14 protein-coding genes are annotated in these 12,387 nt (G+C 66.2%); 4 read left to right on the plus strand and 10 right to left on the minus strand.

The annotated features are described in order from the left end of the window. Positions 1-3: 3 nt before the first annotated feature. The 3 genes from MU553_RS16420 to MU553_RS16430 are packed head-to-tail and all read right to left on the minus strand — an operon-like array spanning position 4 to position 3,364. Positions 4-927, minus strand: coding sequence for a carbohydrate ABC transporter permease (locus MU553_RS16420; protein ID WP_247379430.1), 924 nt, complete (start codon positions 925-927; stop codon positions 4-6). Next, positions 927-1,916, minus strand: coding sequence for a carbohydrate ABC transporter permease (locus tag MU553_RS16425; RefSeq protein WP_247379432.1), 990 nt, complete (start codon positions 1,914-1,916; stop codon positions 927-929). Before MU553_RS16425 ends, MU553_RS16420 begins: the two co-directional genes overlap by 1 nt. Before the next feature lie 2 nt (positions 1,917-1,918). Further along, on the minus strand, positions 1,919-3,364 hold the full coding sequence (locus MU553_RS16430; protein WP_247379434.1) for an extracellular solute-binding protein: 1,446 nt from the start codon (positions 3,362-3,364) through the stop codon (positions 1,919-1,921). 211 nt (positions 3,365-3,575) lie between these two features. On the opposite strand from MU553_RS16430, the gene MU553_RS16435 reads away from it, so the two are divergent. After that, positions 3,576-4,178 (plus strand): cupin domain-containing protein, encoded by a 603-nt coding sequence (locus MU553_RS16435; protein WP_247379436.1) that lies wholly within the window; start codon positions 3,576-3,578, stop codon positions 4,176-4,178. 27 nt (positions 4,179-4,205) lie between these two features. Here MU553_RS16435 and MU553_RS16440 read toward each other — a convergent pair whose 3' ends face one another. From MU553_RS16440 to MU553_RS16450, 3 genes are all read right to left on the minus strand, one after another. Then, positions 4,206-5,723, minus strand: coding sequence for a glutamate-cysteine ligase family protein (locus MU553_RS16440; protein ID WP_247379438.1), 1,518 nt, complete (start codon positions 5,721-5,723; stop codon positions 4,206-4,208). 43 nt (positions 5,724-5,766) lie between these two features. Then, a complete protein-coding gene (locus tag MU553_RS16445; protein WP_247379440.1) occupies positions 5,767-6,147 on the minus strand; it encodes a universal stress protein in 381 nt (126 codons plus the stop codon). A gap of 101 nt (positions 6,148-6,248) precedes the next feature. Continuing rightward, positions 6,249-6,464 carry a hypothetical protein gene (locus tag MU553_RS16450; RefSeq protein WP_247379442.1) on the minus strand — a complete coding sequence of 72 codons (216 nt, stop codon included), beginning with the start codon at positions 6,462-6,464 and terminating at the stop codon, positions 6,249-6,251. Positions 6,465-6,968: 504 nt separating this feature from the next. Here MU553_RS16450 and MU553_RS16455 point away from each other — a divergent pair. Then, the gene (locus MU553_RS16455; protein WP_247379444.1) at positions 6,969-7,724 is read left to right on the plus strand and encodes a ribonuclease H-like domain-containing protein; all 756 of its coding nucleotides are present in this window, start codon (positions 6,969-6,971) and stop codon (positions 7,722-7,724) included. Here the strand turns inward: MU553_RS16455 and MU553_RS16460 are convergent, their stop codons facing one another. From MU553_RS16460 to MU553_RS16475, 4 genes are all read right to left on the minus strand, one after another. Further along, on the minus strand, positions 7,725-9,155 hold the full coding sequence (locus tag MU553_RS16460; RefSeq protein WP_247379446.1) for a carotenoid oxygenase family protein: 1,431 nt from the start codon (positions 9,153-9,155) through the stop codon (positions 7,725-7,727). Between the two features lie 52 nt (positions 9,156-9,207). Beyond that, positions 9,208-9,822: a GNAT family N-acetyltransferase gene (locus tag MU553_RS16465; RefSeq protein ID WP_247379448.1), complete on the minus strand. Its 615-nt coding sequence runs from the start codon at positions 9,820-9,822 to the stop codon at positions 9,208-9,210. A gap of 189 nt (positions 9,823-10,011) precedes the next feature. Beyond that, complete coding sequence (locus MU553_RS16470) at positions 10,012-10,281, minus strand: hypothetical protein (RefSeq protein ID WP_247379450.1); 270 nt, start codon at positions 10,279-10,281, stop codon at positions 10,012-10,014. A 75-nt stretch (positions 10,282-10,356) separates the two neighbouring features. After that, positions 10,357-11,073 carry a hypothetical protein gene (locus MU553_RS16475; protein WP_247379452.1) on the minus strand — a complete coding sequence of 239 codons (717 nt, stop codon included), beginning with the start codon at positions 11,071-11,073 and terminating at the stop codon, positions 10,357-10,359. Positions 11,074-11,444: 371 nt separating this feature from the next. Here MU553_RS16475 and MU553_RS16480 point away from each other — a divergent pair, with 371 nt between their 5' ends. After that, the gene (locus MU553_RS16480; protein WP_247379454.1) at positions 11,445-12,107 is read left to right on the plus strand and encodes an energy-coupling factor ABC transporter permease; all 663 of its coding nucleotides are present in this window, start codon (positions 11,445-11,447) and stop codon (positions 12,105-12,107) included. Then, on the plus strand, positions 12,104-12,385 hold the full coding sequence (locus MU553_RS16485; RefSeq protein WP_247379457.1) for an energy-coupling factor ABC transporter substrate-binding protein: 282 nt from the start codon (positions 12,104-12,106) through the stop codon (positions 12,383-12,385). Before MU553_RS16480 ends, MU553_RS16485 begins: the two co-directional genes overlap by 4 nt. Positions 12,386-12,387: the final 2 nt, after the last annotated feature.

Genomic DNA, 12,387 nt, shown 5'->3' on the forward strand with positions numbered 1-12,387 from the left:
AAATCACTCCTTTAACGCGCCAGCGGTGAGGCCGCTGACGATCTTCTCCTGGGCGACGACCACGAGGATCGCCACCGGCAGGACGCCGATGATGCTCGCGGCCGCCATCAGGTTGTAGAGGTCGGCGTACTGGCCCTGGAACCCGAGGATGCCCCAGACGATGGGCGCCCAGTTCCGGGCCTGGCCGTCGGTCAGCAGGAACGCGAAGAAGAACTCGTTGTAGACGGAGATGAACGTCAACACGCCCGCAGTGGCGACGCCGGGAGCCGACAGCGGCATGATCACCCGGAAGAGCGCGCCGAGTCGGGTCGTCCCCTCCACCCTGGCAGCCTTCTCCAGCCCGTCGGGGATCTGTCGGTAAAAGGTTGCGAGGATGAAAATCGAGAGGGGCATGAACAGGGCGCTGTAGGGCAACACGAGCGCCCCGGGCGTGTTGAACAGCATCGGACTCTGGATCTGACCGACGCCGGGCAGGGTGAGGACGGTCACGTTCCCGGTGAACAGCCGGAACAGCGGCAGCAGGAACGCCGCCGGCGGGAAATACGAGATGGCCAGCACGAGCAGCATCAGCGGCGTCCGCCCCGGGAACTCCAGGCGGCCGAACACGTAGCCGGCGAGGCTCGCGAGCACGAGGACGACGAGCGTCGTCAGCAGCCCCAACACGAGGCTGTTGAACATGTACCAGTGGAACGGAACGGTTTGAAACACCGTCAGGAACGCCTCGGGGTTGAACCCGTTCGGGGCCAGCCCCACGTCCGCGAGCCGGTCGGCGGGCGTCAGCGCCAGCACCAGCAGCCAGTAGAAGGGGAACAAGGTGGTAAACAGGAAGAAGACGGTGACGACGACGAACAGTGCGCGGTACACCTTCTGGGGGTTCTGGATGGCGCTCGACACCCAGCGCTCGTAGGGACCCTGATCGGTCGCCATCAGAGACCGCCCTCCTCGGTGTCGGCGTAGAAGACGATGTAGATCGTCACGAACAGACCGATGATGACCGCGGTGACGAACGCGATGGCCGCCGCCGTGCCGTACTGGCGGGCGCTGAACGTCGAGACGACCAGACAGGAGAGCGACGGAACCGTCGAACAGCTCGTCACCGTCTCGATGAGACCGAACACGCGCATGGCCGCGATGGTCCGGAACAGCATCGCCACGAGGACGGCTGGCAGGACGAGCGGCAGCGTCACGTACGTGAACCGCTGGATCGTCGAGGCCCCTTCGACGCGGGCCACGTCGTAGAGGCTGCGGTCGACGCTCTGGAGGCCGGCGAGGATGATCAGCGCCATGAACGCGGAGGTCTTCCAGACGTCGGCGACGACGACGATGAGCAGTGCGTCGACGCTGTTGACCGTGGGCGTCGCCGAGAAGATTCCCAGGTTCTGCAGCGGTTCGACCAGGAACCCGATGCCGGGCTGGAAGAGCAGGTAGAAGATCATCCCCTGGATGACGATCGGGACCGCCCAGGGGAGGATGATCGCGACGCGGACCCAGCGCCGGCCCGCGAAGTCACGGTCCAGGACGAGCGCCTGGCCGAACCCGATGAGGGTCTCGAACAGCACGCTCACGACGGTGAAGATGAGCGTCACGGTGAGTGCGCTCGTGAACGGCTGGGAGAGGTCGAAGAATGGCCGGGTGAGCTGGGCGTCGATCTCGCCGGTCAGGAGGGCGACGTAGTGGTCGAACCCGATGAACTGCCCGAGCTGCTGGGCGCCGTACAGCCGGTCGGCGTGCAGCGACATGGTGAACGTCCGCAGGAGGGGCCAGAAGGCGATGAGGCCCAGGACGAGGAGCATCGGCGTCAACAGGAGGTAAGCGAACTGCGTCTCGCTCAGGTTCTCGATCCATCTGGTCGCGGCCGCCGACACGCCAGTTGGCCGCTCGCGGGTTCGGTCAGTGGTCTCGGTCTCTGTTGCCATAACTAGGTGGATTGGGCAGTACTCGTCTCGATCTCCCGGAGGAGTCCCGCGAGGTCACCCATGGCAGATCCAGGCGCCTTCTCGCCGGTGAACGCCGCGCTCACCTGCTGGGCGATGCGCGGGGACTCCATCGGCCAGGCCACAGTGACGGGGCGCGGGAGCGCGTGCTCGCCGGCGTACCGGATCGTGTCCACGTACCGCCCCATGACCGGCGTCTGTTTGACCGCCTTCGAATCGAGCAGCCCCGGCTTCGGCGGGACGTAGCCGAGTTCTTCGAGATAGGTGCGGTTGAACTCGTCAGTGGTCATCGCTCGCACCACCGCCTTCGCGGCCTCCGGATGCTTCGCGTTGGGATTGAGCGTGACGTGCCAGCCGCCCAGCGCCGAGACGGACCCGCCCATGCCGGCGACGGACGCGTTCGACTCCCCGACGCCGTAGGGAATCGGCATCACGCCGAGGCGGTCGTCGAAGGCGTCCTCGCCTCCCGTCGCCATGACCGCGAACGGCCAGTTCCGGTGGGCGATCGCCCGGCCGTTGGCGAACGGGGAAAGCGACGGGCCTTCCGACCAGGAGAAGACGGCGTTGGGGCTGATTCCCCCGGGGAGTCCGTCGAACGTGTTCGCGGCGTCGGACCCATGGACGAACGACCGGATCATCCGATTGGCGCGGACGACCGGGTCCTCGTCGACCGTGACCGGCCGCTCGCCGACCGGTCCGAACAGGTACTTTCGGGGACCGAAGTACGACCCGCCCCACGATCCCATAAACTCGGTGAACGTACAGCAGGACAGGCCTTCGTACACGCGCGCCTGGAACGTGAACCCGTAGTCCGTCCCGGTCTGGGCCTGCGCGTCAGCGACGACCTCGGCGAACCGATTCCACGAGATGGGATCGGTCGCCCAGCCGCTGGGGTCGTAGCCAGCCTCGCGGACGAGGTCTTTCCGGTAGAGCATGAGGCCGAAATCGGAGAACAGCGGAACCCCGTAGAGGTCGCCGTCGGGGCCGGTCGCCGTCGCGACGCTGGCGTCGAAGTAGTCCGCCTCGACGCGACTGGCCACGTCCGGGAGTTCGCGGCTCAGGTTGGTCACCTGGTCGCGCAAGATGAAGGGGATGGTCCACCCGCTGTCCATCCGCAGCAGCGACGGCTGGTCGAGGCCGGCCGAGAGCCACTGGGAGAACTGCGAGCGGGCGATGTCCGAGGACGTGCCCAGCACTTCGAGGGTGACGTCGTCGGGTACGCCCACTGCGTGGAGGGTTTCGTTCAATGCGGGCTGGATGGATTTCTCGTCCGAGGACGCGGCCAGCTGGACGACCGTCCCGCTACTGTCGGTCGCGCCACCGAGCGTGCAGCCGGCAGTGCCGACAGCCGATCCCACGGCACCCGCGGCAGCGAGAAATCGGCGGCGCGACGACGAGCCGTCGTCGTTGCTATCGGGCGTCTCCGCCATTTGCCTTCAGTTCGCCGGCCCGGAGACTCATGCCCGTGTCGCCTGCACATGCAACCATCCGGGCAGTGCGCCGGCGGAACGCGAACGTGGGCACCCGATACGCTGGTGTGACGGAGTGGTATCGGAGGCGAGAGGAAAGTGAGATCACTCTCACGCAGGGGAAGAGGCCACCGTAACTACGGCTAAGCCGTGCTAAGTAATAGCACACATCATGGAACCAGAAAAGAGACCCGACAGGGGTTGGGCGGAGACGCTCACAGCCCTCACTCGCCGAACGACGCTGAAAGCCGGGGCCGTCGCGGCCGGTGCACTCGCGACGGTCGGGGCCGCGACCGGGGAGGTACACGAGGACGACGAAGACAGTGAGGGCCAGACCGAGGACGGCGGGCAGGTGGACGAACCGGCGGGGTTCGAGGCGACGGTCCTGGCACCGCACGCGACGTTCCCCGACACCGTGGCAGTCGAGTTCACCGTCGAGGACAGTGCGTACGGAGAGGAAGAGGCCGCGATGCTCGAAGACGCGTCGACGGTCCTCTTCGCGGAGATAACCGTGGAACCCGGCGGGACCTCGGGGTGGCACACCCATCCGGGGCCCGTCCTCGTGAACGTCCGCGAGGGCGAACTCGAGATCACGAGCGACGAGAGATGCGAGCCAACGAGCTACGCCGCTGGCGAGGCGTTCGTCGATCCCGGCACCCACAACGAGGAAGCGGCCAACCCCAGCGACGAGGAGGAGGCTGTCGCCCTCGCGGCGTTCATGGGTGTTCCCGACGGGGAAGAACCGACCGAGTGGGTCGAACCGGCAGACTGCTGAGAGAGACCACCGGGCAGCCGTACGAGGTCATTCGAGCCAATCGGCGAACGACCCCTCGACGAGCGTCTCGGACTGCCGGTCGGCGTACTCGGCCTGCATGCCCCAGACTGCCTCCGTGAAGGGAACGCCGTCATCGACGGCCTCGGAGACGTGGTCGTGTTTCCAGCGGGCGGGGGTCGTCCGGCGGTCGACGCGCTCGCGGAGCGGGCGGATGTACTCGTGTGCCTGCTCGGTCGACAGGCCAGCGAGTTCCAGCCCGTCGCGGGCGTACTCGAACAGTTCGCCGTAGATCTCGTCGATGGACTGGGTGCGCTGGGCGTCGGCGTTCACCCAGGTGAACTCGGCGTTCAGCCCGTCGCAGACGGCGGCGTAGAAGTTGGCTTTGGCCGTCTGCCAGTCGAGTTTCTTGAGCGGATGCTCGCGGCGCGGCAGGCTCTCCATGAGGCCGGCGAAGACGGCCTGGAACGCGACGGCGTCGCGGATCGTCGGCTGGGCCGACAGCGGGCGGAACTCGATGCGGGCGTTGGCCGCCGAGTGGCTCGGCCCGTCGAACACCGGGCGGACCCACCGCCAGTAGCTGCCGTGTTTGTGCCGGAAGTGCCGGAAGCGGTCGTCGAACCGCTGGCCCTGCGGGAGGTCCATCGGGACGATGGTCCGGTCGGCCGCGATGTCGTCGATGGCGTCCTCGACGGTCTCGAAATCCGGCGGGAAACACACCTTCGGATCGCCGTCGCCGGTCTGTGGGTTCAGCACGTCCTCGAAGACGGTGATGCGGTGTTCCATCCAGGCGTCGGCGAGGATGCGCCCCGGCGGCACGTCGTCGTACATCTCCGGCGGGAAAAACGGCGAGTTGGCACCCAGCGCCGCGAGCGGCCCGGCCACGCGCAGCGCGTAGGTGAAGTGCTCGGGCAGGTCCGGCGCGTGGGCGACCTGGTAGTGGGGCTGGATAGAGGTGATGAGGCTCTCGGGCATCACCGTCTCGGCGTCGAGCGTGACGTGCGGGGCGTCGACGCGCAGGCCAGAGGGGTAGTCCGTGTTGGCCATCGCGTGATACCGCACAGAATCGCTCATGTTCGTCGCGATGCGGATACCGTCGGCCTCGATGTTGCCACAGAGGTAGTCCGTCGCCGTCTCGCCGTTGGGCGGGACCGTCCAGAGCCCGTCGCTGACCAGTTGGATGCCCTCGCGCTTGACGGCTTGCTGGGCGGCGTGGAGGTGCGCCCGGAGTTCCGCTTCCTGTGCTTTCAGGCCGTACGCGGACAAGGGAACTGGCGTCGTCTGAATCTCGGCGTTGTGGAGGCCGAGCTCCTTCTCGAAGCCGATACGGTCGAGCAGCCGCCGCGGCACGCGCTGCAGGGCGTCCGTCCGGTCGTCGACGGCGTACAGTTCCTGTTCGAGCCCGATGATCGACTGGGCGTTGTCGAAGGTGCCGTCGAGCACCTCGGCTTTGAGTTGTTCGGCTTCCTCCTCGGCTGAAGACTGGAACGTCTCCGGGTCCACTTCGAGGACCGCTGCGACCTGCGCCGCCAGCTCTGACCCCGACATACCCCTCACTCCACCGGCCACCGTGTTAAGACTGGGGCTCTCCTCACTCCAGGTCGGGCAACGGCACCACGACCACCGGCACGTCGAGGCTGACGATGAGATCGGCCGCGGTGCCGCCGAGCCCCGGTTCGGCGTCGGGATCACCCCGCCGTGGGCCGATCAGCACTTCGTCGACGCCGCGCTCGGCGACGAGTTCCTGAACTGTGTCGCTGGGGCGGCCCTCCTCGGTGATGGTCTCGACAGCCGGGTCGACCAGTCGGGTGCGGGCGACGTTGGTCGCGTCGCCAGCATCTCGCTGGTCCATGCCGGCTTCGGTGACGCTGACGACGAGGACTGTGTCGTCGGGCGTCACGCGCTCGTTCAGGTAGTCACAGACCGCCGCCGTGGTGTGGACCGACGCCGTCGCGACGAGAAACGTGGTCATAGCTGACGATGGGAGTGACAGCACCAAACCAGTTGTCCCGTGTGCGCTCGCTGGCGTGGCCACCGAAGCGACTGGACGACCCAACCGCCCCCGTCGAGCGCTTACTCCGCCGGGAACTCGTCCGCAGAGAGGTTCGTTTGCGAGATCGGGAGACAGCAGAGCGAGTCGCGGCCACTGACGTGATAGCAGACGACGCCCGCCTCCGGATCGACGATCCGGTGGAGCGTGTCCGCCTCGAACGCCCCGTTCCGGATCACCGCACTGTAGCCCGTGATCTCCCTGTGGTTCTCCTCCATCGACCCGTCGTCGAAGTCCATACGCGCCCATAAGTCGGGTCATCTGTTAAGTCCAGCGTTAATTCTAACACTCCGAGAAATCGCCCCTCAAACGCTAAGGCGCACGTCCATTTCTGAACGTCGGAGTAATTGTTGCGAGTTTGTCAACATCTCGAATGCTCACCTCCGGGAGTCCGCAGGCAGACGCTGATCCGAGAGCCACAGGACAACCCTTGGGAGAGAGTGTCTGGCCCGCAGCGCAGACATCGGAACAACCTTTGGTGAGTTACTGAGAGTTTATACTGTCACGGACGGCGTCGAAGGGTCCGCAACCACCTTCGGTTCGCCGGTATACGCCTGCACAGGCGATCCGTGACGGGCGCCGGATTCCTTCCCCACCCCCAGGATCCGTGTGCCACTCTCACTCTCGGTTTTTCGCCGATACCGAACCCGTCGATACCGACGTGAACGAGGTGTCGGGTTGCGAGAGCGACACGCCAGATCGGCAGCGACAGTCTTTAGACCGGGGGACGCACCCAACCGAGTGTGCGCATCGAGAACAGTTTCATCCCGGTACGGGGCGTGGGTGAGAAGACCGAACGGAAGCTCTGGCAGGCGGGCGTGACCCACTGGGACGAGTTCGAGGGGTCGGTCGTCGGGGAGACGACGGCCGACCGCATCCGCTCGTTCATCGACACCGCGCGAGACCGCCTGGCCGCCAACGACGCCCGCTACTTCGACCAGGAGTTCCCCTCCAGCGAGCGCTGGCGACTCTACGAGAACTTCCGCGAAAACGCCTGTTTCTTCGACATCGAGACCACGGGCCTGGACGAACGCCGCGACGAGGTCACGACGGTCAGCCTCCACCAGGCCGGCGACACCACCACCCTGATTCGCGGCGACGACCTGACCGCCGAGAACCTCCGCGCGGCCTTCGCCGACGCCGACTTGCTCGTGACGTTCAACGGCGCGCGCTTCGACGTCCCGTTCCTCGAACACTCCTTCGACGTCTCGCTCGACCACCCGCATCTCGACCTCATGTACCCCTGCAAGCAGCTCGGGCTGTCGGGCGGCCTCAAGCAGATCGAACAGGACGTCGGCATCGAGCGCGACCGGCCGGACATCTCCGGCCGCGACGCCGTCCGCCTCTGGCGCGAACACGAACGCGGCGAGGACGGGTCCCTGGAGACGCTGGTCTCCTACAACCGCGAGGACACGGTCAACCTCAAGACGCTCTCGGAGACCGTCGTCGACCGACTCCACGCCGACGTCTTCGAACCGGCCGTCAACCCGAGTCCGTAGTCAGAGCATCGACGGCGACGGCACCCCATCGCCCCGGAAGAACTGCCCGTGGAACCCGAAGGGCAGCGCGTGGGGCAGCGGCGCGCGAGCGAGTTCTTCGAGCGTCGACGCGTCCAGCACCAGCAGGGCGGATCGTTCTGTTGCCACGTCGAGGACGACCGACAGGAGCACGCCGTCGTCCTCTCCGGTGCCGTCGGGCCGCGGGACGAACACGGCCTCGCCTGGGTAGGTCTCGGGTTCGTGCCAGGTCGACGACGCGCCGGTTTCGACGTCGATCTTCTCGATGGCGTTCAGGAATCCCGGTCCATCGGCGCGGCCGACGCCGTAGACGTAGCGGTGCTGGCGCGCGTTGCGCCCGCGGTAGTCGATCATCGGGAACTCCACTGGCCCCGGATGGAGTCGGTCAGAGTGGACGGTCTCGCTGTCGAGGTCGAGTCTGTATCGGCGAAGCTCACCGCCCGGCGGGTCGATTTCGGGGCGGCGTAACCGGTCGAGATAGAGCGCATCGATTACGCTCGCGTCCTCGAACGCCACCAGGTCGACGACGACCGCAGCGCCGCTGCCCTCGTAGGCATTTACGTGGTGAAATACGAAGAACGGGTCCGTCCGGAGCCGTGCGACGCGCTCGCCAGTGCGCCGGTCCACGACGTGGAAGCGAGTCGGTTCGTCGGGATGCCACCTGAAGTTCTCGACGAACGGTCGGCCGCGAGCCATTCGGAGCGGGTGCACGTCGAACGGCGGTTCCGTGACGACGACGTAGCGGTCGGTCAGCGCGAAACTGTGGAGATACGAGGGGCGGTCGACGGCGACCGCGCCGATCTCCTCGCGTTCGGCCGAGCGTTTCCCGCGACGGAACAGTCGATAGTGGCTCGTCGGTCCGTACTCGAAGCCGAGTCCGATCTCTTCCTCGCGGTCGAAGTCGTAGTGAGCGTGCGCGAGCGAGCCCAGCAGAGAGAGGTCGTCGTCGAACGTGTGCGTGCGGACCGTCGAGAGCGTCTCGGCGTCGACCAGCACGGAGCGAGCGGTCTCGGTGACGGCCGCAATCGTGCCGTCGATCCGAGTCACGTCCACGCTGGCGTTGTCGGTGAGCCGCCCCCGGGCCACCTGGACGAGGCGACGCGGCAGGCTGTAGTCGGGATTGGTCCCGAACTCCATGAAACCCAGTTCGTTCGTCGCCTGGGCGTGCGTGTACGCTTCGCTCCGGAGGTAGCGGGCACTGTACGAAACCGTCCCGTCGCGGATCTCGAACCCGCGGAGGAGCGCGAGCGCGTCGAACCAGTGAGCGACGGACTCCCCACCGACCTCGAACTGGCCCGGTCCGTTCCGCAGGAGGTGGCCGTCGAGCCAGTCCGGAATCGCCCCCGCGACCGGGAGGTCCCGGTCGCGACACTCGTCGGTGAACGTCTGTAACCCCAACCGATGGTCACCCATGTGAGAAGGGATGTCACTGATGCCGAAATAGCTGCCCCCGGCGACCGCAGGCTCACTCCTCGATTTCGGCCGTGGACCCGAACCACTCGTCGGGGTCGGAGTCGTCGTCGAAGTACTCTTCGAGGTCGAACCACTCCCCGGATTCGGCCGCGTCGGTCGCGTCGGCGTCGACGTCGAGGTCGGTGGGATCGAGGTCCTTGCGCATCCGGACCAGTTCCAGGTCGACGTCTTCGATGGTCGTCACCTCGTCGTCCAGCCGCCAGTAGCCGACGGAGCGATAGAACGCGACCGCGTTCTTGGCGGCCATCACGTCGAGTTCCACGATACCCTGGAACTCCGCGGAGAGTTCGAGCTGCTTGACGAGGACCGTCGCGATCCCTCTCCCGTGGTGATCGGGGTGGACGTACACGGCGTCGATGCGTTCGTCTGGGACGTTCAGCGCGCCGTAGCCGACGATCGTGCCGTCGTCCTCGGCGACGTGGACGACGAACCGGTCCGTGTCGATGGCCTGCTCGAACGTGTCGAGATAGCTGTCCTTGGGTGCCCACGCCCGGATCTGTTCGGGGCTGTACTGCCAGTGTTCGAGTTCCTCGATCGCCGCTCGCTTGGTGGCGAGAATCTCCCCGGCGTCGGCGGGCGTCGCGCGACGAAAGCGGATGTCCGACATCGATTCAGTGTCACCCCAAGGCAGGGTCTACGTACACATCGGGAAGGCGCAATAAAAAGGATAGGGCGATACAGTCCACCGAAACAGACTGTCAACCACTCAGAACGACGGGGCGTCCGTTCGAATGGAAACGGGGGGTCGTTCGCCTACTGTTCGACCGGTTCGCCGCGTGGGGTGGCGTCGCCGGACTCAGTTCCCGTCACGTCTACCGCGACGGTGTCGCGCGCGGCGACGGCCGAAGCGCCGTGCGACGACGCTGCCGACGACCGCGATCCCGAGCACAGTCACGAACCTGCGTTTGCGTCCCGCTCCCGGGCGTTCATCGTCGGCAGCCGCCGTCTCGACGTCGACCTCGGTCGAGTCCGCTTGGCCCCCCGTTTCGTCTGCCCGGCTGAAGAGCGAGCCGAACTCCGTTCCGTCGACGTGCACCTCGAAGAGCGTCAGGTTCTCGAATGCCATACCACTGGTACGTCCAGCGAGGACATATAGTAGTAGTGACACGTAATAGCAGCCAGAGAGCCGTGACAGAGGGGTTCAGAACCCGCCCCAGCGGAGGAACACCATCACGGCGATGATTGCCAACTGGAACAGGCCCTGAATCCCGCTCAGTTTGGCGTTGCGCATCCCGATCGTGCTGATGACCTCGGGGTCCGGATCGGCCGACCGCATCTCCATGTACATTCGCACTTCGCCCGGCAGCAACACCCCGAACCCGAGGACCGACAGGACGGCGACGATGCCCAGCGTGACGACGATCACCGGCCGCGTCATCGCGAACGCCGGCAGCGTCAGGCCCAGATACGCGCCACTACCTACGAAGGAAAGGCCGAACGCGGCCAACCACCGCGAGTCCGCAAAGGCGTCGAACTGGAACCCGATGAGTAGGAGGGCGGGCAGCAGCGTCGCCGCCGTCAGGATCGCCAGCCACGGCTCGGCGTGCGGGAAGTACCCCATGTCGAGCGCGAGCGTGATGCCGCCGGCGATGGTCACGAGCGCCAGCGTCGGCATCAGGAACGTCATCTTCGGGGTGAACCGCTGGAACACCTGCGACCGCTCCGTGACGGCCAGCCCGCCGAGGACCGGCCCCAACACCAGTGCCATGAACAGATCGATCCCCGTCCACAGCACCCCAGCCATCACGTGGACGTACATGTGCTGTTGCATCGTGCCGGCCGTCAGCGCGTACGCGAGCGCCCCCAACGGGACCGCAACCGCCCCGACGGCGAACGCCGGATTCGCCCGAGTTCCCATACCCCGAACCGTACCGCGAACGGAAACTGCCATCTCGCTTAGTCATTCAGACAGCGCTCGGAAATACGCACTGGTGACGGCAGATGTGTCGTGCTGACGACGGATTTGCGCCCAGCGTTGAGCCCCCGACTCCCATGCCTATTAGCGCAGTTCCCCTACTCCCGATGTGTCACGAGAGCGTTCATGAGCGCCGGCGGCGTCTCGGCGCGACGGACACCAACAGACGGCAGGGGAGAGGGCCACCGCACACAGCCGCAGAATCGCGGTCGAAATCCATCACGGTGGGTAGACGGCGTATAGAAACTGAATTTGCACTAGCACAAGCGCAATTGTTTTACGGAGCGGGATGGAACCAGGCGTACAGACAGTACATGCACATCATGGAAGGGTTCCTGCCCGGATTCTGGGCGCTGGTGTGGTACGGGATCGCTGCACCAGTCGTCTGCTACGGGACGGTGAAGACGGCGCGCATCGCACGGGACCAGTCGATGACCAAAGCACACGTCGCCGTCGCAGCGGCGTTCATCTTCGTCCTTTCGGCGCTGAAAATGCCCTCCGTCACCGGGAGCACGTCGCATCCGACGGGCACCGGCATCTCGGTCGTCCTCTTCGGTCCGGCCGTCACTGCGTTTCTCTCGACGCTCGTCTTGCTCTACCAGGCGCTGCTTCTCGGCCACGGAGGACTCACGACGCTCGGGGCGAACGTCACGTCGATGGGGATCGTCGGCCCACTCGTCGGGTGGCTGGTGTTCCGGTCGCTCAGGCCGTACACGGACCTCCAGAAAGCCACGTTTGGCGCGGCCGTCGTCGCCGACTGGACGACGTATCTGGTCACGTCGCTGCAACTCGCCCTCGCGTTCCCGGCGGAACCCGGGGTGAGTGGCGTCGTGGACTCCGCCGTCACCTTCGCCGGCGTCTTCTCGGTGACCCAGCTCCCAGTGGGCATCGTCGAAGGGGCACTCGCAGCCGGCTTGATGAGCTACATCGCGATGTCGAACGAATCGCTCCGAAACCGATTGGGAGTGACGGCATGAATCGGTGGCTCGTCGCGGGCGGCCTGCTGCTGGGCGGTCTCGTCCTCTTTTCGTTCGTGACCGCCGGGACGTGGGGCGGCGCCGACGGCGTTGCAGGGGAGAAAGTCGAATCCATCGACCCGGAGTACGAGCCGTGGTTCGAGAGCCGCTGGACGCCGCCGAGTGCCGAGATCGAGAGCCTGTTGTTTAGCCTGCAAGCGGCCGTCGGCGGCCTCCTCATCGGCTACTATCTCGGACGGCGGCCGACCCGAGACAGCGCGCCCGCAACGTCGAAGTGAAC

Source organism: Halorientalis brevis, assembly GCF_023077655.1.